The sequence below is a fragment of the Gordonia sp. J1A genome, from assembly GCF_055393515.1.
The window spans coordinates 3836653-3855532 of record NZ_AP041607.1 but is presented as its reverse complement, the minus strand read 5'-3'; the positions used below and the strand labels follow the sequence as shown (position 1 = coordinate 3855532).

At 66.8% G+C, this 18880-nt stretch carries 19 protein-coding genes and 4 tRNA genes; 6 read left to right on the top strand and 17 right to left on the bottom strand.

What is annotated here, in order from left to right:
* From ACZ5QD_RS18035 to rplJ, 5 genes are all read right to left on the bottom strand, one after another.
* A complete protein-coding gene (locus ACZ5QD_RS18035) occupies positions 1-873 on the bottom strand; it encodes an MlaE family ABC transporter permease (RefSeq protein ID WP_039866591.1) in 873 nt (290 codons plus the stop codon).
* A gap of 2 nt (positions 874-875) precedes the next feature.
* A complete protein-coding gene (locus ACZ5QD_RS18030; protein WP_006894400.1) occupies positions 876-1682 on the bottom strand; it encodes an MlaE family ABC transporter permease in 807 nt (268 codons plus the stop codon).
* Positions 1679-2899 carry an ABC transporter ATP-binding protein gene (locus ACZ5QD_RS18025; RefSeq protein WP_045536583.1) on the bottom strand — a complete coding sequence of 407 codons (1221 nt, stop codon included), beginning with the start codon at positions 2897-2899 and terminating at the stop codon, positions 1679-1681. Before ACZ5QD_RS18025 ends, ACZ5QD_RS18030 begins: the two co-directional genes overlap by 4 nt.
* 498 nt (positions 2900-3397) lie before the next feature.
* The gene (gene rplL / locus ACZ5QD_RS18020; RefSeq protein ID WP_006894398.1) at positions 3398-3784 is read right to left on the bottom strand and encodes a 50S ribosomal protein L7/L12; all 387 of its coding nucleotides are present in this window, start codon (positions 3782-3784) and stop codon (positions 3398-3400) included.
* Positions 3785-3884: 100 nt separating this feature from the next.
* The gene (gene rplJ / locus ACZ5QD_RS18015; RefSeq protein WP_006894397.1) at positions 3885-4415 is read right to left on the bottom strand and encodes a 50S ribosomal protein L10; all 531 of its coding nucleotides are present in this window, start codon (positions 4413-4415) and stop codon (positions 3885-3887) included.
* Between the two features lie 317 nt (positions 4416-4732).
* On the opposite strand from rplJ, the gene ACZ5QD_RS18010 reads away from it, so the two are divergent.
* Both ACZ5QD_RS18010 and ACZ5QD_RS18005 read left to right on the top strand, forming a co-directional pair.
* Complete coding sequence (locus ACZ5QD_RS18010; protein WP_045536580.1) at positions 4733-5929, top strand: glycoside hydrolase family 76 protein; 1197 nt, start codon at positions 4733-4735, stop codon at positions 5927-5929.
* Between the two features lie 117 nt (positions 5930-6046).
* Entirely contained in the window at positions 6047-8110 is a 2064-nt protein-coding gene (locus ACZ5QD_RS18005) for a CocE/NonD family hydrolase (RefSeq protein WP_045536578.1), read from the top strand.
* On the opposite strand, the gene ACZ5QD_RS18000 is transcribed toward ACZ5QD_RS18005, so the two are convergent.
* The gene (locus ACZ5QD_RS18000; RefSeq protein ID WP_039866641.1) at positions 8107-8604 is read right to left on the bottom strand and encodes a TIGR04338 family metallohydrolase; all 498 of its coding nucleotides are present in this window, start codon (positions 8602-8604) and stop codon (positions 8107-8109) included. The two genes, ACZ5QD_RS18005 and ACZ5QD_RS18000, sit on opposite strands and share 4 nt — an antisense overlap.
* Positions 8598-9431, bottom strand: a complete 834-nt coding sequence (locus ACZ5QD_RS17995; protein WP_433820336.1) for a DUF2786 domain-containing protein — start codon at positions 9429-9431, stop codon at positions 8598-8600. The genes ACZ5QD_RS18000 and ACZ5QD_RS17995 overlap by 7 nt, the downstream gene beginning before the upstream one ends.
* 209 nt (positions 9432-9640) lie before the next feature.
* On the opposite strand from ACZ5QD_RS17995, the gene ACZ5QD_RS17990 reads away from it, so the two are divergent.
* Genes ACZ5QD_RS17990 through ACZ5QD_RS17980 form a run of 3 tightly spaced genes read left to right on the top strand, consistent with a single transcriptional unit; the run spans position 9641 to position 13426 of the window.
* Positions 9641-11065, top strand: a complete 1425-nt coding sequence (locus ACZ5QD_RS17990; RefSeq protein WP_045538059.1) for a CitMHS family transporter — start codon at positions 9641-9643, stop codon at positions 11063-11065.
* 38 nt (positions 11066-11103) lie between these two features.
* Positions 11104-12765, top strand: a complete 1662-nt coding sequence (locus ACZ5QD_RS17985; RefSeq protein ID WP_278126121.1) for a sensor histidine kinase — start codon at positions 11104-11106, stop codon at positions 12763-12765.
* Positions 12758-13426 (top strand): response regulator, encoded by a 669-nt coding sequence (locus tag ACZ5QD_RS17980; protein ID WP_039866639.1) that lies wholly within the window; start codon positions 12758-12760, stop codon positions 13424-13426. The genes ACZ5QD_RS17985 and ACZ5QD_RS17980 overlap by 8 nt, the downstream gene beginning before the upstream one ends.
* A gap of 58 nt (positions 13427-13484) precedes the next feature.
* Here ACZ5QD_RS17980 and rplA read toward each other — a convergent pair whose 3' ends face one another.
* The 10 genes from rplA to ACZ5QD_RS17930 form a co-directional block, all read right to left on the bottom strand.
* Positions 13485-14195, bottom strand: a complete 711-nt coding sequence (gene rplA / locus ACZ5QD_RS17975) for a 50S ribosomal protein L1 (RefSeq protein ID WP_006894385.1) — start codon at positions 14193-14195, stop codon at positions 13485-13487.
* A gap of 106 nt (positions 14196-14301) precedes the next feature.
* Positions 14302-14736, bottom strand: a complete 435-nt coding sequence (gene rplK / locus ACZ5QD_RS17970) for a 50S ribosomal protein L11 (protein ID WP_006894383.1) — start codon at positions 14734-14736, stop codon at positions 14302-14304.
* A 91-nt stretch (positions 14737-14827) separates the two neighbouring features.
* A complete protein-coding gene (nusG, locus tag ACZ5QD_RS17965) occupies positions 14828-15577 on the bottom strand; it encodes a transcription termination/antitermination protein NusG (RefSeq protein ID WP_045538057.1) in 750 nt (249 codons plus the stop codon).
* Between the two features lie 55 nt (positions 15578-15632).
* On the bottom strand, positions 15633-16016 hold the full coding sequence (secE, locus tag ACZ5QD_RS17960; protein WP_006894379.1) for a preprotein translocase subunit SecE: 384 nt from the start codon (positions 16014-16016) through the stop codon (positions 15633-15635).
* Between the two features lie 39 nt (positions 16017-16055).
* Positions 16056-16128, bottom strand: a tRNA-Trp gene (locus ACZ5QD_RS17955).
* 147 nt (positions 16129-16275) lie between these two features.
* Positions 16276-17361 (bottom strand): fused (3R)-hydroxyacyl-ACP dehydratase subunits HadA/HadB, encoded by a 1086-nt coding sequence (locus ACZ5QD_RS17950; protein ID WP_006894377.1) that lies wholly within the window; start codon positions 17359-17361, stop codon positions 16276-16278.
* A gap of 200 nt (positions 17362-17561) precedes the next feature.
* On the bottom strand, positions 17562-17729 hold the full coding sequence (rpmG, locus tag ACZ5QD_RS17945; RefSeq protein WP_006894375.1) for a 50S ribosomal protein L33: 168 nt from the start codon (positions 17727-17729) through the stop codon (positions 17562-17564).
* Between the two features lie 81 nt (positions 17730-17810).
* Positions 17811-17884: transfer RNA gene (locus ACZ5QD_RS17940), tRNA-Met, on the bottom strand.
* A gap of 36 nt (positions 17885-17920) precedes the next feature.
* Positions 17921-17993: transfer RNA gene (locus tag ACZ5QD_RS17935), tRNA-Thr, on the bottom strand.
* 122 nt (positions 17994-18115) lie between these two features.
* Positions 18116-18196: transfer RNA gene (locus tag ACZ5QD_RS17930), tRNA-Tyr, on the bottom strand.
* 126 nt (positions 18197-18322) lie between these two features.
* Between ACZ5QD_RS17930 and ACZ5QD_RS17925 the strand changes: the two genes are divergently transcribed.
* Positions 18323-18814: a YajQ family cyclic di-GMP-binding protein gene (locus ACZ5QD_RS17925; RefSeq protein ID WP_006894373.1), complete on the top strand. Its 492-nt coding sequence runs from the start codon at positions 18323-18325 to the stop codon at positions 18812-18814.
* Positions 18815-18880: the final 66 nt, after the last annotated feature.

The window sequence follows — 18880 nt, the reverse complement described above, 5'->3', positions numbered from 1 at the left end:
CTAACCTCCCACTCGGATCGACGTGGTCGTACCCCAGATCGCCAGGCCCAGGAAGAAGTCCATCACCGCGATCAGCACCAGCGCCGTTCGCACGGCGTGACCGACGGCCACACCCACGCCGGCGGGCCCGCCGCTGGCGAAGTAGCCGTAGTAGCAGTGGATCATGATGATGACGAACGCGAATATCAGCACCTTGCCGAACGACCACAGGACGTCGACGGGTGGCAGGAACAGATTGAAGTAGTGGTCGTACGAACCGGTCGACTGACCGTTGAAGACCGTGTTCACCACGCGCGACGCGAGGTAGGCGGCCATCAGGCCGAGCACGTACAGCGGGATCACGGCGATGAAGCCGGCGATGACCCGGGAGCTGACGAGGAATGGAATCGACGGCACCGCCATCACCTCGAGCGCGTCGATCTCCTCGGAGATCCGCATGGCGCCGAGCTGAGCGGTGAAGCCGCAGCCGACCGTCGCCGACAATGCGAGACCGGCCACCAGGGGTGCCACCTCACGGGTGTTCACGTAGGCCGACAAGAAGCCGGTCAGTGCCTGCGAACCGATCTGGTCGAGGGCCGCGTAGCCCTGCATACCGACCACGACGCCGGTGAATCCCGACATCAGGACCATCACGCCGACCGTGCCGCCGATGACGGCCAGACCTCCCGAACCGAAGGCGACCTCGGCCAGCAGGCGCATCACCTCTCGGGTGTAGTGCACCAGGGTCCGCGGGATCCAAGCGAGCGTGCGCGCATAGAACGACATCTGTTCGCCGGCGCCGTCGAGGAGCTTGAGCGGACGCCCGAGCTGCTTGCGGGTCTCGTAGAGCAGGTACTCCGGCCGGCTCTTGGCGATCGTCACACCACGAGTCATCACTAACCTACCTTCGGCGGAACGATCTGCAGGAAGACCGCAGTAATGATCAGGTTGGCGAAGAACAGCAGCAGGAAGGTCACGACGACGGACTGGTTCACCGCGTCACCGACGCCCTTCGGGCCGCCCTTCGGATTGAGGCCCTTGTACGCCGCGACCACACCTGCGATCACACCGAAGATCACTGCCTTCAGCGTCGAGATGTAGAGGTCGGGCAACTGAGCGAGCGCGCCGAACGAGGCGAGGTACGCACCCGGCGTACCGCCCTGCACGACCACGTTGAAGAAGTAGCCACCGCCGATGCCGACCACGGCGACGAGGCCGTTGAGCAGGACTGCGACGAGCACCATCGCCAGCACGCGCGGCACCACCAGCCGCTGGACCGGGTTGATGCCGAGCACCTCCATGGCGTCGATCTCCTCACGGATGGTCCGTGAGCCGAGATCGGCCGCGACCGCCGAGCCAGCGGCTCCCGCGACGAGCAGCGAGGTCACCAGCGGCGATCCCTGCTGCACGACGACGAGCACCGACGCCGCACCCGTGTACGACTCGGCGCCGAGCTGCTTGATCAGCGAGCCGGTCTGCAGCGAGACGATGGCGCCGAACGGAATCGCGATGAGCGCGGTCGGCAGAATCGTGACGCTGGCGATGAACCAGGCCTGCTGAATGAATTCGCGCAACTGGAAAGGCCGCACGAAAAGCTGGCGGGCGACGTCGACGAACAACTGGACGATATTGCCGGTTTGGGCAAGCGCGCCCTCACCGGCCTTCGCCAGTTTGTCGACGCCACGCGAGGTGGCACTCGTCATGCCTGGGTACTCCCCTGTCCATCAGACTGGTTGACGGCGGTCTCGATCGCAGCGGTATCGATCGGTTGCGTCTGAGCATCGTCAGCCGCGGTGGCGAGAACGTCGGTCGGACGTTCGATCACCTGGGTGTCAGCCTGGTCCTGCGCGGCCTGTACTGCCGCGGGGTCGCTGAAGTCGGTGTTGGCGAGGGCCACGAGCGTCGCAACGGACTCGGGGGACTGCGCGGCGCGCTCGTCCTCCTCGGCGATCGACGCGCGGATCGCGGCCTGAGCGTTCTCCGGCAGCGAGGGCAGCATGGCCAGCACGTTCGCGCGGTGGCGGATGGCCGCCTTGCGCACCGGCATGCCGGGGTTCGGCTGCACCTGCGCGATGATCTCGGAGAAGTCGTCCTTGGTGCCGCCGCCGGAGATACCGGCGGCCTGCATTGCCGCCTCCGCCGCCGCGACCGCCTCGTCCTTCTCCTCGGACATGCCGATGGGACCGAACCGGTCGCCGGAGAGGAACTGCTTGACCACCGGCTGCTCCGAGGTGAGCAGCTGCTCGCGCGGGCCGAACATGACGAGTTCCTTGCGGAACAGCATGCCGATGTTGTCCGGAATGGTGCGGGCGATGTTGATGTTGTGCGTGACGATGAGGATCGTGGCGTCGATCTCGGCGTTGATGTCGATCAGCAGCTGCGAGATGTATGCGGTTCGCACCGGGTCGAGACCCGAGTCCGGCTCGTCGCAGAGGATGATCTCCGGGTCCAGGACCAGTGCGCGGGCGAGTCCGGCGCGCTTGCGCATACCGCCCGAGATCTCACCGGGAAGCTTGCCCTCGGCGCCCGCGAGACCGACCAGCTCCACCTTCTCCATGACGATGCGGCGGATCTCGTCTTCCTTCTTCTTCGTGTGTTCACGAAGCGGGAAGGCGATGTTGTCGTAGAGCGTCATCGAGCCGAACAGGGCGCCGTCCTGGAACAGGACACCGAACAGCTTGCGGATCTCGTAGAGTTCCTTGGCGGAGCACTCGGTGATGTCGGTGCCGTCGATGACGACCGAGCCCTGCTCGGGATGCAGCAGGCCGATCAGCGTCTTGAGGAAGACCGATTTACCGGTACCGGACGGACCGAGCAGGGCGTTGACCTCTCCGGCGGGCAGCGTCAGCGAGACGTCTCGCCAGATGTTCTGTGAGCCGAACGACTTCGTCAGTCCCTCGACCTTGACCTCAACACCCACAGTGTTCCTCCAGACCTTTCTAGGTACCACGTAGGTGAGGCGAGGCGCCTCGCTCCCCCTACAGAGTCTTCGCAGCCACCGACCTGGGACGGCTGTGGCTGCGGTCACTCTAACGCACCAGAGGTTCAAGTCACACTTCGGAGTCGGGAGCCGAACTCTGCTCCGAAGTTGCTGTACCCGCTAGTAACATCTTGGTGGCCTGAGAATACCCAAAGAAGCGGCGTGGTCCAAAGCGAACGCCGATCTGAAGCGAGATACCCGTCACACCAGCGGAAAGTGTGCCCAGCGGCCCCTCAGTGGCCCGCGATGTCGGCCCGGCCCCGGCGCCCGCCTCGGGCGAAGACCGCCCGCCCTGGGGTCGTTCAGCGGCCGCTCCGGCGGCCGCTCCGGCCGTCTCGACAACCGCCTGAGAGAACGACGAAAGCGGGGCCCGCAGGTATCCCTGCGAGCCCCGCCTCGGCGATCGCCTATGCGGCGATCTCGTGATCGTCGATCAGATCACTTGAGCGAGATCGAAGCGCCGGCCTCTTCGAGCTTGGCCTTGGCAGCCTCGGCGTCTTCCTTGCTGACCTTCTCCAGGAGAGCCTTCGGGGCACCCTCGACGAGATCCTTGGCCTCCTTCAGGCCCAGGCCCGAGACGACCTCGCGGACGACCTTGATGACCTGGATCTTCTTGTCGCCGGCCGACTCGAGAACGACGTCGAACTCGTCCTGCTCGGCAGCGGCCTCGGCAGCGGCGGCCGGAGCACCGGCGGCGGCGACGGCGACCGGAGCGGCAGCGGTGACCTCGAAGACCTCTTCGAACTTCTTCACGAAATCGCTGAGCTCCAGCAGGGTCAGTTCCTTGAACTGCTCGATGAGCTCGTCAGCGGTGAGCTTCGCCATGATGGCGTCCTTCCGTTAGATCCCCGCCGGAACGGGGGCGCCTGCGTCGCAGGCTGGTTCATGGGTGATCGGCCGGAGCCGAAGTGGAGAGTGCAGTGAGCTACGCGGCTTCGCCGCCGGCTTCCTGCTTCTCCTGCAGGGCCGCGGCGAGCCGCGCGACCTGCGATGCGGGCTGGGTGAACAGCCCTGCGGCCTTTGCCAAGTTGCCCTTCATGGCGCCCGCCAGCTTTGCCAGCAGGACCTCACGGGTCTCCAGGTCGGCGATCTGCTCGATCTCCGCCACGGACAGCGCACGGCCGTCCATGAAGCCGCCCTTGATGACCAGGTTCTTGTTGTCCTTGGCGAACGTCTTGATCGCCTTGGCGGCCACAACCGGCTCACCTTCGATGAAGGCGATCGCGGTCGGACCGGAGAACAGGTCGTCGAGACCCTCGAGGCCCGCCTCAGCAGCGGCGCGCTTGACGAGGGTGTTCTTGGCGACGGAGTAGGTAGCGCCTTCGCCGAGCGAGCGACGCAGCTCCTGGAGCTGCGGCACCGTCAGTCCGCGGTACTCCGTGATCACAGCAGCGGTGGAACCGTTGAACTGCTCGGTGATCTCTGCAACTGCAGAGACCTTGTCAGCCTTAGCCATACTTCGCCTCCTCTCGTGTCACATTCGTCGTGCCCCGGCGTACCGGGGCACCTCTGTCCAGAGAATGCGGTGGGAGGCGGGGGCGCTCGACGAGGGGTCCGCGAGAAATGAAAAACGCCCCGGGCAGGAGGCACGGGGCGCGCATAGCACGGCACAAAGGCCGTGAGATGGTCTCACCACGTTCATCCTGCGTGGGCCGCCGACTCGCATCGGGCCTTCGATCGGAAACACTTCCGACAACCAACGGTCTCTGGTTGAACTGACGCAAAGTGTCCGACCTCGTCGGACTCATTGCACCGGCTAATAGGCTAACCGGCATGAGCCCCGATTCCAAATCGGCCGAGGTGCAGGCACAGGACCGAGCCGCCGCCGCACAATCCGCGATCGCCGCTCGCCACCTGCGCCGGGTCGGCGGCTGGCTGCCGTTCACCCGCATCGGCCGGGTCGCCTGGCCGATGCCCGGACGACCGCTCTCGCGCGAGCGCCTGACAGCGTCATGGAACTACTGGTGGCAGGCCCATCTGGTGGACCTGCTCGTCGACGGCGCCGTCCACCGGGAGGACCGGCGCTGCGCCGACGACGCCGCGGCGCTGCTGCGCGGGATCTGGGTGCGGAACGTCGCGCACTGGACCAATGCCTACTACGACGACATGGCGTGGCTGGGCCTGGCTCTCGAACGCGCCGGTCGCCATCTGCACGACACCGCGGGCGCATCGCACCGCCGGGCGCTGCACACGCTGCGGGACAGGATGCACGACGCGTGGTCACCCGAACTCGGCGGCGGAATCCCCTGGCGGACCACCGACTCGTTCTTCAACACCCCCGCCAACGGTCCGGCCGCGATTCTGCTGGCCCGCACCGGCCGACCCGACCGTGCCGTGGAGATGGCCGATTGGATCGAACGCGAACTGCGCCTGCCGTCGGGATTGATCGCCGACGGCGTGTGGTCCCGACCGGACGGCACGCGTGAGCTGGACTCAACGGTCTTCACCTACTGCCAGGGCGTCGCCCTCGGTGCCGAGACCGAGGCCTTTCGCCTCACCGGTTCACCCGTGCACCTGGACCGTATCGACCGGATCCTGCGAGCAGTCGGCGACCGCATGACCGTCGACGGTGTGATTCGCGGCGCCGGCGGCGGGGACGGCGGCCTCTTCGCCGGCATCCTCGCCCGCTATCTCGCACTGGTCGCGACAGACCTTCCCCGTGAGGCGGCGGGCGCCGGCGAACTGCGTTCAGCGGCGGCGGGACTGGTCCTCACCGCGGCACAGGCCGCGTGGGACAACCGCGCCACCGACCCGCAGGGACTGCCGGTCTTCGGACCGGACTGGCACAGGCCGGCGCGTCTGCCGGACGCGACCGGCGCCGCGGCGCAGAGGATCGGCGGCGCAGTCAAGTCGTCGAGCGTCCCCGAACGGGATCTCTCCGTTCAGATCTCGGCCGGAATCCTGCTCGAGGCGGCTGTCTCGGTCACGATCGGGTCAAGCGAGCACACCGGTTCGGCAACCCCGGATTAACGATCTGGCTGTGCATCGTTTTAGATTAGGGAGGACGCCCGCGTGACTCACGCCACACCGATGCGCTCGGGCCGACTCCAGCCCGCACTGTGACGAATGCAAAGGGGGGACGTGAGAATGACGCTTCAGTACGACCTGGGCGGCCTGGCCGAGGGGCAGAGCGGATTCGCAGTCCCGCAGGAACGTCCGGCTCTGATCCCGGCACCCGACTACCGCGATGCCGCCGGCGGAGTCGCCGGCCTCGAATGGCGTCGAGCCGTCGACGGGCCGAAGCCCTATCCGCGCGTTCACATCGACCGCAGCATTCGTCTCACCATGAGCGACGGGGTCACCCTGCGCGCCACGCTCGTCCGGCCGGCGAATCGGTTCGGTCAGCCGATCCGCACTCCCCTGCCGGCGATCCTCAACATGAATCCCTATAACCGGGCAGTGCTGGACGGGCTCGACCACGCACTGCACGCTCCCGTGATCGGCAAGACCGTCCAGACCGCCAGCGCGATGATGGTCGCCGACGAGGGGCCGCTCGCCGGCGCCACGCGCATCACGCGCACCTTCTCCAAGGGGCTGTGGGACGTCTTCGGCATCAACCGGAATCTGGTGCGCGCCGGGTACGTACAGGTCCTGGTGGACGTCCGGGGAACGGGAACCTCGCACGGCAAATGGCAGATCCTCGGCTCCCGCGAACAGCAGGACAGCCTCGAGGTGATCGACTGGATCAGCGCTCAGGACTGGTACGCCGACGGCGTCGGGATGACCGGATGGTCGTATTCGGCCATCAACTCCCTGCAGACGGCGGGACACCGCCCCGAGGAACTCAAAGCCGTCTTCGCCGTCGAGGGCAGCGAGGACGTGGTCCGCGACATCTACATCACCGGCGGTATGCCGTCGGCCTTCATCCCGCTGTGGCTGGCACTGGTCAACGGGCTCAAGTGGCTGCCGAACCCGGCCACCGCCGTCGCCGACGTGCTGCGCGGCGACGCGTACCGGTGGCTGTCGGCGCGCGTGAAGTCTCCGGCCACGGAGATGCCGTCGCTGATGTGGGGCTTCCTGACCGCTCGAGACGACCGGATCTTCGACGATCCGTACTTCGCCGAGCGCGATCCCGCGATCGAGAACATCGTGTGTCCCACGTTCACGGTCGGCGGCTGGCACGATCTCTTCGGCCGCAGTGCCACGCGCGTCTACTCCAAGCTGCAGATGGAGCCCGGACGCAAGCAGGCGCTCATCGCCGACGGCTACCACCTCGACCCGGGGTTCGGTCACGAGCGCCCGTTCGCACCGCCCCGCCTCGACGTCCTCCAGCGGGCGTGGTTCGACCGCTGGCTCAAGGGCGTCGAGAACGGAGTCGACGCCTACGGACCGGTGACCCTGGAACAGCAGGGCGGCGCGTGGTCGTGCGGACCGTCGTTCCCCCGGCAGGAGGTGGCACCGCGGCGCCTGTTCCTGACCGAGGGGCCCACCGGAACCGCACTGCACGCGCAACACGACGGCACGCTGCGCAGTTCACCGGCCTCCCGGCGCCGCTCCCTGCGGATCCGGCCGAGCTTGCGCGGATTCGTCTCCCGCGATCTCGCGCAGGTGACCGCGGGCGCGGCCATCGTGCTCGGCGACAGCTTCGCGACCGATGCCCGCTTCCAGGAGGAGGCGGCCCTGTCGTTCACCAGCGAGCCGGTCGACCGGCCGACGCAGGTCTCCGGCGAGATGAATCTGCGTCTGAACGTCTCCACGACGGCGCACGAGGGGATCTGGGCCGTGACGGTCAACGACGTCGCACCCGACGGGACGTCGACCGTGCTGACCAACGGCGCACTCACAGCCTCCAACCGCGCGCTCGACCCGTCGCGGTCCACCTACACCGACGACGGCGTGCTGCTCGACGCGTACCACTACCTGACGCGGTCACGCCGGCTGCCCGTTCCCGCGGACGAGCCGGTCCGCATCGACGTCGACCTCGTGCCCACGGACGCGGTCCTGGCCCCGGGCCACCGTCTGCGGGTGGACGTGTACGCGGCGAGCCTGCCGCGCTATCTGACGATCGTCCCCGACCTGATCAAGGCCCGCGGGCGCCGTCAGCAGCTGGTCCTGGACCCGGCGAAGCCCAGCTACCTGACCTTCCAGACCGACGGCGAGCTCGGTGCCGCCCCGGTGCCGATCGTCGCCGCGACCGCGCAGCGGGGTTAGCGCGCCGACAGTCCGCTGTCGCCGAAGACGACGCGGTAGACCAACGCCGCCTCGGGCCCGAGGACCCGCTCGACGAGCCCGATCAGAGCTCCGACGAACGCCGGACCATGGGCCGGAGCGCCCACCTCGTCCAAGTGATGCGCCAACTCGTGCAGGACGACGAGTTCCCGCAGTGCCCAGCGACCGCCGGCCGAGTCCGGGACGGCGATGGTCGCGGTCGCCCGCTCGTAGTGCGCGGCACGTTCGCCTCGTCTCGTCCGAACCCGGACCGGGACGATCGCCCGAGTGAACTCCGCCCGAACCGACGGCAGGGCCAGAACCCGCCGGGCGTACGCGGAGACGTCGTCCACCGAACCGAACCTCGCCTCCGCAGGCAACGTCAGTTCGGTGCCGGCGAGCTGCACCGTATGCGCGCCGCCCGCCCGCTCGAACATCCGCAACACCAGGCGCTCGGCGTCGTACAGCCGTCGGCGCGTCTGGTCGCGGCTCACGATTCGAGCGCGCCGCGCGGCGCACCGAACTCCCGGTCGGCACCGATGCGCGCGCGCCGGCCGGCACGGTCGCCGGCCTGGCGCGCGGCCGAAGAGTACCCGGCCGTGGCACTGCTCGCACGCCACGTTCCGCGGGCCTTCGATTCGGAGCGGTAGAAGTCCTTGATCTCCAATTGTTTGTCCCGCAGCGCGACGGCCGAGGAGACCGAGCGCGCCGGGCCGCTCTCGGTCTCGATGCGCACCGTCTCCCGCTGCTGTTCGTCGCGCGCCGCGCGGAGCCGGGTGCCGATCCGTGCCGCGAACGCCGATTGGAAGTTGAGCCGGGCGGTGATCGGCGAGAGCGCCTTCTCCTCGACCACACGTCGACGGCGGTAGCCCGCGGTCTTGGTGACCATCTGCCTGGCGGTCTCCCCCTTGTACGCCCCCGACTTCAGGTACGCATCGCTCGCGGCCACCATCTGAATCACCAGCGACGTGTACAGCGCCTCGCAGGCGTCGATGTCGGTCTCGAAGCCGTAAGCGATCACGAAGGTGGAATTGGACGCCACGTCGCATGTCACATCGTTGGCCTGTGCGATCTGCACGAACAACTGCACGTATGTCCGCAGTCCCCGCTTGCCCGCCTTGCCGATCTCGATCTGCCGGGTGATCGGCGCGGCGGACTTCCTGGCTGCGGGATCGTGCGCCCGGGCCATCGCGAGATCGATCGAGGCCGCCGTCGCGAGCCGCTGAGCGGCCGCCATGAACGCCTCCGCCTCGTGCTCGTTGTCCGTGCCCTCCGCCTGCCGCAGGAGACCGCCGATCCGGGTGAGCAGTTTGTCGTCGCGCATGAGTCACAGGCTATCGGGGCACCGTGACGTCTCCCAGGCCACTGTCCACAGGTCCACGCGTTCGACGCCAGCGCTGTACGGGGCCCTGCGCACAATGCGCGAAAGGCGACTAACGCACACAACCTCGACTGTGATTCACGTTACGACCAGAGTGCTCAAGTGGCGGGTCACACGACCTTCCGGAACTTCACGGCACGAAGGAGCACGCAATGTTGGTAGCGCTCGGGTTGGCGATGGTCGCCACCTTCATGTTCCTGATCATCACCAAACGCGCGACACCGGTGGTCGCGCTCATTCTCGTCCCGGTCGCGTTCGCCCTGTTCGCCGGTGCCGGACTCGGGGTCAGCGACATGATCAAGGACGGCATCGCCGACCTCGCCCCCACCGCCGCGATGCTGTTCTTCGCGATCATCTTCTTCGGACTCATGATCGACGTCGGGCTCTTCGACCCCATCGTGCGCTTCATCGTCCGACTGGTACGCAACGATCCCGCTCGCCTGGTGGTCGGCACGGCGGCTCTCGCAGCCGTCGTCTCCCTCGACGGTGACGGATCGACGACCTTCATCATCACCACCGCCGCGCTGCTCCCGCTGTACTTGAAGCTCGGCGTCTCCCCGGTCGTGCTCACCGTGGTCGCCGGTCTCGCGAACGGCACGATGAACATCCTGCCTTGGGGCGGCCCCACCGCCCGCGCCGCGACCGCCCTCAAGATCGATACGAACGCGGTGTTCCTGCCGATGCTTCCGGCGCTGGCGGCGGGCATGCTGGTGGTCTTCGCGTTCGCATTCCACCTCGGTGTGCTGGAGCGCCGCCGCATCGGGCGGATCGAGATCCGGGAATCGGTGCTCGCCTCATCGCGCGGGGCCGGACGCGACGACATGCCTACCGGCGGCTCTGCCTCGATCACCGCCGCCGAAGCTGTCGGAACGCCGGCAGCCGATTCCTCGTGGGGTTCGGACGACGCGAACGACGGAGACTCGGCGCTCACCGGCGTCCTCGATCCCACCCGGACCACTCTTCGTCCCAAGCTGTTCTGGGTCAACGCGGCGCTGACGGTGGCGCTGCTGGCCGTGCTCGGCGCCGACATCATCGCGATCCCGGTTCTCTTCATGATCGCGGCCGCGATCGCCCTCGCAGTGAACTTCCCGCATCTGAAGGATCAGCAGGAGGCGATCACCCGGCACAGTTCGAGCATCGTCTCGGTAGTCGCCATGGTGCTGGCGGCCGCCGTGCTCACCGGCGTGTTCAGCGGCACCGGAATGGTCGACGCGATCGCTCGGTGGCTCGCGGACGGCATCCCCTCCTGGATGGGACCGCATATGGCCGTGGTGATCGGCGTCCTGTCGATCCCGCTCACCTTCCTGATGAGCAACGATGCGTTCTACTTCGGCGTGCTGCCGGTTCTGTCGAAGACCGCGGCCGAATACGGCATCGATCCGACCGAGATGGCTCGGGCGTCGATCACCGGCCAGCCCTTCCACATGCAGAGCCCGCTGGTCCCGGCGATCCTGCTGCTGGTCGCTCTCGCCGGAGTGAGCCTCGCCGACCATCACAAGCAGGTCCTCTGGCGCGCCGCACTGGTCTCGCTCGCGATGCTCGTCGTCGGCGGATTGATCGGCGCGATCCCGCTGTGACCCGGTGGCACGCGGTATCGCGACACTAGGCTGTCGCCATGCGGTTGCGAACTCAGGTGCTGCTGCTGCAGTTGGTCGTCATCGCGGTCAGCCTCGGCGTCGGCTTCGGCGCGGTGATCTCCGGGGCCGACGACCGGGTTCGCGAAGAGTACGGGCAGCGGGCGCTCGCGATCGCCGAGACCGTCGCCGTCGACCCCGACGTGGTCGCCGGCGTCGGCAGCCACCAGGGCACGTCGCTGCCGGCGACAGACTTGGTCGACGGACCGGTCCAGCGCCAGGCAGAAGCGGTCCGTCGCGCGACCTCCGCACTGTTCATCGTGATCGCGAACGCCGACGGCGTGCGATTGGCCCATCCTGACCCTGTGGAGCTGGGCAAGCACGTCTCCACCGACGCCGACCGCGTTCTGAGCGGCGAGACTGACCTGACGACCGACCGCGGCACGCTCGGCGAATCCGTCCGCGGCAAGGTGCCCATCCGTGGCGCCGGCGGACAGGTGATCGGATTGGTGAGCGTGGGCGTCTCCACCGGTCAACTCGCCGGCGAGTCCCGCCGCGACATCCTGACCACCGTCTGGATCGCGCTCGGCGCCATGGCGATCGGCACAATCGGATCGATCCTTCTCGCTCGGCGCTGGCAGCGCCTCACCCTCGGATTGCAGCCCGACCAACTCGCCGAACTCGTCCGGAACCAGGGTGCCGTACTCCACTCCTTGTCGGACGGCGTGCTGGCCGTCGACGCGACCGGCGTGGTGCGTGTGGCCAACGAGACCGCATGCGAACTCCTGTCCCTCCACCACCCGGTGGGGCGCCCGGTCGACGGCATCGGCCTCACGCCGCGGGTTCGCCGAGTCCTGTCCACTCCGACGCCAGATCCCATCGCCGCCACTGTCGGCGACCGGATCGTCCTGGTCTCGTCGCACCGCATCATCACCGAAGGGCAGGACCTCGGCATGGTGGTGTCGGTGATCGACCGCACCGACTTCGAAGCACTGGCGCGCGAGAACGACTCCATCCAGGTGATGAGCACTGCTCTCCGCGCCCAGCGACACGAGACCGCGAATCGGATGCACGTGCTCGCTGGACTCCTGCGGCACGGGCATGTCGACGACGCCCTCGACTATCTCGACGAACTGACCGGAACCGGCGCGAGCGGCGGACTCGACGGCATCGAGAACGTCACCGAACCCCACCTCCACGCGTTCCTCGAGGCGAAGGCGGCGCACGCCCGCGAACACGGCGTCTCCCTCCGTCTCGGCGACCAGACCTGGGTCACCGGAAGCCTGACCGATCCGGTCACCGTCACCGCCGTGGTCGGAAACCTGCTCGACAACGCCATCGAGGCGGCCGCGGGCTCAACCGACGCTGAGGTGGAGGTCGAGATACTCACCGACTCGTACGACGGCCCCGGCGAGGTGCTGTGGGTGACCGTCGCCGACTCCGGCGCGGGCATCCCCTTCTCCGATCCCGAGCAGATCTTCGCCGAAGGGATCACCACCAAGACAGGCGCGGTCCCTGGCGGCCGCGGGATGGGGATGTCGATCGTGCGACAGTTGGCGCGACGGATCGGCGGCGAAGTGCGCGTCGCGGACCCCGGAGGCCGCGAATCAGGTCACGGCGCGGTGCTGGTGGCCGGCCTTCCCGGCGTGATCGCGACCGAGCAGACCACAGAGCAGACAGCGGAGGATGAATCTGATGACTGAGACCGACTACGGGGTGCTCGTGGTCGACGACGACTTCCGGGTCGCCGCCCTGCACTCCGCGATCGTCGCCGCGGTGCAGGGCTTCCGCGTGGTCGCTCGCGCGGGCTCCATCGCGGCGGCGCGTACGGCACTGGCCGACCATCCTGAGATCGAACTGGTGCTGCTCGACGTGTACCTGCCGGACGGCTCGGGGATCGACCTGATCGGCGAACTCGATCGCGACTGCTTCGTCGTCGGCGCGGAGACCGATTCAGCCGCTGTCCGGTCGGCGATGCGCGCCGGCGCGCTGAGCTACCTGATCAAGCCCTTCGCCGACGCCGACCTCGCGCGCCGCCTCGCCGGATACATCCAGTACCGCCGTGTACTGGACTCCGCGGACGTCGATCAGTCTGCCGTCGACTCAGCGCTCGGAGCGCTGCGCTTCGGGAAGCCTGCCACCGCCAAGCGCAACGACAACCCCTCACCGACCGAGCAGCGCATACTCGACCTGTTCGGCCCGGACTCGGTGCTCTTCGCCGACGACGTGTCGGCCCGAGTGGGAGTCTCCGCGGCGACCGCTCGGCGCCATCTCGCAGCCCTGGTCGACTGCGGCGCGCTCCGGATGTCACTGCAATACGGCGGAACCGGCCGTCCGCGTCAGGAGTATCGCCGCGCCCGATGACGAGAAAAGGGGGCACCGCCGATCGGCGGTGCCCCCTTTTCTCAGGCTCTGCTGAGGATCAGGCCTCTTCGGTGAAGTTGCGCGAGACCGCGGGATCGACCTGGATGCCCGGGCCGGTGTTGGTCGAGACGGTGACCTTCTTCAGGTAGCGGCCCTTGGCGGCCGACGGCTTGGCGCGCATGATCTCGTCGTACGCGGCGCCGTAGTTCTCGGCCAGCTTGGCGGCGTCGAACGACGCCTTGCCGATGACGAAGTGCAGGTTCGCGGCCTTGTCGACGCGGAAGCTGATCTTGCCGCCCTTGATGTCGTTGACGGCCTTGGTGACATCGGTGGTCACGGTGCCGGTCTTCGGGTTCGGCATCAGGCCGCGCGGTCCGAGGACTCGCGCGATACGGCCGACCTTGGCCATCTGGTCCGGCGTCGCGATCGCGGCGTCGAAGTCGAGCCACCCGCCCTGGATCTTCTCGATCAGGTCCTCGGCGCCGACCTCGTCCGCACCGGCCGCAGCCGCCTCGGTGGCCTTGTCACCGGCGGCGAAGACGATGACGCGGGCGGTCTTACCGGTGCCGTTCGGCAGGTTGACGGTGCCGCGGACCATCTGGTCGGCCTTGCGGGGGTCGACGCCCAGTCGCATGGCGACCTCGACGGTGGCGTCGGTGTTCTTCGAAGACGTGTCCTTCGCAAGCGTCACAGCCTCCAGCGGGCTGTACAGCTTGTCGCGGTCGATCTTCTCGGCGGCGGCCTGGTAGGCCTTGCTCTTCTTGCTCATGTGCTCTGTTCCTTCTCCCCGCCGTATCGGCGGGAGTTAGTGGTTAGTGGGCCGAGCGCGGCCCTCCCACGGGGTGTTTCAGGTATCGGTCTCTCGGATGAGGGATTCAGCCCTCGACCGTGATGCCCATCGAACGCGCGGTGCCGGCGATGATCTTGGCGGCCGCCTCGATGTCGTTGGCGTTGAGGTCCTCGGTCTTGGTCTTGGCGATCTCGCGGACCTGGTCCATGGTCACCTTGCCGACCTTGTTGACGTGCGGCTCACCCGAACCCTTCTGCAGACCTGCGGCCTTGAGCAGCAGCTTGGCGGCCGGCGGGGTCTTGAGCTTGAAGTCGAACGAGCGGTCTTCGTACACGAAGATCTCGACCGGCACCACGTTGCCGCGCTGCGATTCGGTCGCGGCGTTGTACGCCTTGCAGAACTCCATGATGTTCACGCCGTGCTGACCAAGCGCCGGCCCCACGGGCGGCGCCGGGTTGGCCTGGCCCGCCTGGATCTGGAGCTTGATGATTCCGGCGATCTTCTTCTTCTTGGGAGGCATGTCCTCTTGTCCTTTTTCCTACAGATCCGCGCACGCTGGATACGCGGAAGTCTCAATTCTGGTCACAGCGCTCGACGGCTGCGGCGCGAGGTCAGAGCTTTTCGACCTGGTTGAAGCCGAGCTCGACCGGGGTCTCACGACCGAAGATCGAGACGAGCACCTTCACCTTGCGCTGTTCGGTGTTGACCTCGCTGATGGAGGCCGGCAGGGTCGCGAACGGTCCGTCCATGACGGTGACCGACTCGCCGACCTCGAAGTCGACCTCGACGAGGTTCGACGCGGCGGCGGCAGCGGCCTCGACGCTCTCGCCCGCAGCCGCGGCGGCCTTGGCGGCCTCCGCCTTGCGGACCTCGGCGCGCGGCATCAGGAACTGCACCACTTCCTTGATCGAGAGCGGCGACGGACGCGAGGTCATGCCCACGAATCCGGTCACTCCCGGGGTGTTGCGGACGGCGCTCCACGATTCGTCGTTGAGTTCCATCCGCACCAGGATGTAGCCGGGAAGCACCTTGCGGTTGACCTTCTTCGGCTGGCCGTTCTTGATCTCGGTGACCTCTTCGGTCGGCACCTCGACCTGGAAGATGTAGTCGCCGACGTCCAGGTTCTGGACGCGCGTCTCCAGGTTGGTCTTCACCTTGTTCTCGTAGCCCGCGTACGAGTGGATGACGTACCACTCCCCGGGCAGGCGGCGCAGCTGCGCCTTCAACTCGGCGACCGGATCGACGGCTTCGGTGACCTCGGCGTTCTGGTTCACGTCGTCAGCGGACACATCCACCGGCGTGGCCTCGGCGGTCTCGTCGCCGATCTCCGGCGATTCGATCTCGTTCTCCGGGGTGCTCACTGCCCCACGCTCCTTCGTTGGTCACTCGGGCTGGCCGCCCTGTAATAGTTGCCTGTCAGCCGAACACCAGCAGGGTCAGCTTGGCGAATCCGATGTCCAGGCCGGCGATGAACGCCGTGACCACCACGACGAACGCGAAGACGGCGATCACGTAGTTGACCATCTCGTTGCGAGTCGGCCACACCACCTTCCGCATCTCCGACACGACCTGCTTGAGGAAGGTCCAGATGCGGACGAACGGATTGCGGCTGACGCCGGTATCGGTCGCGGCGGACTCGGCGGTACGCTCTGCGACCGCGGTCGCAGAGCCGGCACCCCGACGGCCGCGCGCGGAGCGCTTGCCGCTGGGACGCAGTTCGGCGGAGTCGGACTGGGCGACGTCGTCGACCACCAGATCGTCGTTGACGTCTGAAGAAGCCTTGCGATCTCGCTTGGCCACCTTCTCACCGATCCCTTCGTCTGCTAGTGCCCCGGTGGGCAGGGGCGACAGGACTTGAACCTGCAACCTGCGGTTTTGGAGACCGCTGCTCTGCCAATTGAGCTACGCCCCTTTGCGCGGGCCCGTCGACCCACACTTTGATCCAAGGCTAACAAAACCAACGCGCCACCCTCAGGCAGCGCGTGATTCTGAAGCATCAGACTCAGATGAGTGTAGAGCAAAGCTGCCGCTCGCCCCAACTCGCCCCGACTGGGCGGCGTCAGTTGAACTGCACCAGCGCCTGCGCGCGGCCGAAGATCTTCCGCCCGGACTGCTTGGCGACCAGCGCGATCACTCCCCGCCGGGTCTGCGGGTCGAGAGACTTGACCTTGCCGCCGAAGTCCACCTGCGCCGCGCCGACCGCCGGCACGTAGACCGGACTGGTGAACCGCACGTTGTACTCGTGGATGGCCGCGGGGTCTCCGACGAACGAGCCGATGACGCTGGCACCGAGGCCCATCGTCTGCATTCCATGCGCCACCACGCTCTCGAGGCCGACCGCCTCCGCGACCTCCGGCGAGAAGTGGATGGGGTTCGGGTCGCCCGAGACGCCCGCGTAGTTCACCAGGTTTCCGAGCGTGAGGGTCTTGGTGACCTGCGGGAGTTCCTGCCCCACTTCGAGGGTGTCGAAGTCGATAGCCCCGTACGCCTTGGGCTCCACCACCGGGTCGGGCTCGTCGTACCTGCTGAACGGTCCGTGCACGGTCTTCCCGACCGCGGGATCGACGTCCACCTGCATCATCACTTCGTTGAGCTTCGCGACGAGTCCCGGATCCACATCCACCGAGGGTCGGGCGGCCACCGAGGTGAAGGTCGTCATCACCGGCTCCTCGTGCTGATTCCAGATGATGTTCTTGCTGACGAGCAGGTCGGCGCCCATCGACTGCCGGAACGACTCGAGCGAGACGTCGCAGACCAGCCGGTCGCCCAAGCGCATCGGCTGGTGCATGATCAGCCGCTGATCGGTCTGCATGATCTGCCACATGTCGTATCCGGTGATCACGTCGTCGAACAGCCTGCGTTGCGCGATGAGTCCGAGCACCGAGACGAAGGTCGGGTGCGCGAAGAGCGTGTCGTGGCCGAGCTTCGCGGCCTCTGCCTCGTCCCAGAACGCCGGATGGGAGTCCTGGACCGCCCGCGCATGCCTGCGGATGTCCTGACGACCGACTTCGTAGTAGTCGTCGACGGTGTACTTGAAACCGACCATCGACTTGGTGTGTTCAGCGACCTCCGCCGCGGTCGGATCGCCCATCGGCGCAGCCTCCAGTGGGTTGTCGACCCGAATGTCCTCCAGCTGACCGGTCACGGTGTCTCCTCACTCGGCGCGGTCAGGCCGCACGGCCCCGGCGATCGGTGTGGAACAAGGCCTCCGGGGAAACGATTCGCAACTGATTCGTTACGAAGATTGTCCACTCCGATCGGCTCCGGACAAAATCAAACGAGCCGTCTCACCAAGTGAGACGGCTCGTTGAAAAGCTCGGGAGGGGTCGCGGAAGCGACGACGCCTCAGCGCGACTCCTTGTGAGTCTCGTGCTTGCCGCAGTTCGGGCAGAACTTCTTCAGCTCGAGACGGTCGGGGTCGTTGCGTCGATTCTTCTTGGTGATGTAGTTGCGGTGCTTGCACACCTCGCACGCCAAGGTGATCTTCGGCCGCACATCGGTTGAGGAAGCCACTTTGTTGCCTACTTTCGCGTCTTGCAGTTCTTCGGTCCCACGCTTGGGGGCCGAGGTCCCACCGTGCGCAGGCGGTATGTGTAGCGGTGGGGGGACTCGATCCCCCGACCTCACGATTATGAGTCGTGCGCTCTAACCAGCTGAGCTACACCGCCCTGTTCGGCCGCGACCGAGTCGGTCACAACCAAGCGAGCCCCCTGACGGAATCGAACCGTCGACCTTTTCCTTACCATGGAAACGCTCTGCCGACTGAGCTAAGGGGGCGTGCCGTCCGGGTCCAGCCTGCGAACAGTCCGTAACCGAAGAGCCTCAACGAGGTTACACACACGCTCTCAGTTTAACCAAAACCGCTGGTCACGCCGATTATGCGCGGTGCAAGTCCTCAGTGGCAGATATAGGATTCGAACCTATGTAGCTTGCGCGACGGATTTACAATCCGCTCCCTTTGGCCGCTCGGGCAATCTGCCGTGCCGCCGTCCACGAAACCGCTCCGCTCGCGCGGAGAAGCCGGTGAAGGCAACGGGTAGAAGAATACAACGTACCCCGTATGTCCGCGCAAATCTGCTGTTCAGACCGCTGATAGGCTGGTTCTCATGGCTGATTCTTCGTTTGACGTCGTGAGCAAGGTCGACCGCCAGGAGGTCGACAACGCCCTCAACCAGGCGGGCAAGGAACTCTCGCAGCGCTACGACTTCCGCGGCACCAACACCACCATCGACTGGTCCGGTGAAGAGAAGATCGTGATCACCTCCGACGCCGAGGAGCGCGCCCTGGCCGGCCTCGAGGTGTTCAAGGAGAAACTGATCCGTCGGGACATCTCCCTCAAGGCGTTCGACGCCGGTGAGCCCGTCTCCTCCGGCAAGACCTTCAAGATCACCGGAGAGCTGGTCCAGGGCATCGACTCCGAGCACGCCAAGAAGATCTCGAAGAAGATTCGTGACGAAGGCCCCAAGGGAGTCAAGGCTCAGATCCAGGGCGACGAGCTGCGTGTCTCGTCGAAGAAGCGTGACGATCTGCAGGCCGTCATCGCATTGCTCAAAGGCGAGGACTTCGGCATCGCGCTGCAGTTCGTGAACTACCGCTAGCCCTCCACAGCTCCTCAGCGACAGACCCCGAGTCAAGTCGACTTGACACACTGATGACAAGTCGGC

Excerpts from the sequence above, each read along its gene's own strand:
- rplA (WP_006894385.1), bottom strand. The coding sequence starts at position 14,195 with ATGAGCAAGAAGAGCAAGGCCTACCAGGCCGCCGCCGAGAAGATCGAC.
- ACZ5QD_RS18035 (WP_039866591.1), bottom strand. The coding sequence starts at position 873 with ATGACTCGTGGTGTGACGATCGCCAAGAGCCGGCCGGAGTACCTGCTC.
- rplL (WP_006894398.1), bottom strand. The coding sequence starts at position 3,784 with ATGGCGAAGCTCACCGCTGACGAGCTCATCGAGCAGTTCAAGGAACTG.
- ACZ5QD_RS18005 (WP_045536578.1), top strand. The coding sequence starts at position 6,047 with ATGACGCTTCAGTACGACCTGGGCGGCCTGGCCGAGGGGCAGAGCGGA.
- rplJ (WP_006894397.1), bottom strand. The coding sequence starts at position 4,415 with ATGGCTAAGGCTGACAAGGTCTCTGCAGTTGCAGAGATCACCGAGCAG.
- ACZ5QD_RS17925 (WP_006894373.1), top strand. The coding sequence starts at position 18,323 with ATGGCTGATTCTTCGTTTGACGTCGTGAGCAAGGTCGACCGCCAGGAG.
- rplK (WP_006894383.1), bottom strand. The coding sequence starts at position 14,736 with ATGCCTCCCAAGAAGAAGAAGATCGCCGGAATCATCAAGCTCCAGATC.
- ACZ5QD_RS17985 (WP_278126121.1), top strand. The coding sequence starts at position 11,104 with ATGCGGTTGCGAACTCAGGTGCTGCTGCTGCAGTTGGTCGTCATCGCG.
- ACZ5QD_RS17980 (WP_039866639.1), top strand. The coding sequence starts at position 12,758 with ATGACTGAGACCGACTACGGGGTGCTCGTGGTCGACGACGACTTCCGG.
- ACZ5QD_RS17995 (WP_433820336.1), bottom strand. The coding sequence starts at position 9,431 with ATGCGCGACGACAAACTGCTCACCCGGATCGGCGGTCTCCTGCGGCAG.
- ACZ5QD_RS18030 (WP_006894400.1), bottom strand. The coding sequence starts at position 1,682 with ATGACGAGTGCCACCTCGCGTGGCGTCGACAAACTGGCGAAGGCCGGT.
- ACZ5QD_RS18010 (WP_045536580.1), top strand. The coding sequence starts at position 4,733 with ATGAGCCCCGATTCCAAATCGGCCGAGGTGCAGGCACAGGACCGAGCC.
- ACZ5QD_RS17990 (WP_045538059.1), top strand. The coding sequence starts at position 9,641 with ATGTTGGTAGCGCTCGGGTTGGCGATGGTCGCCACCTTCATGTTCCTG.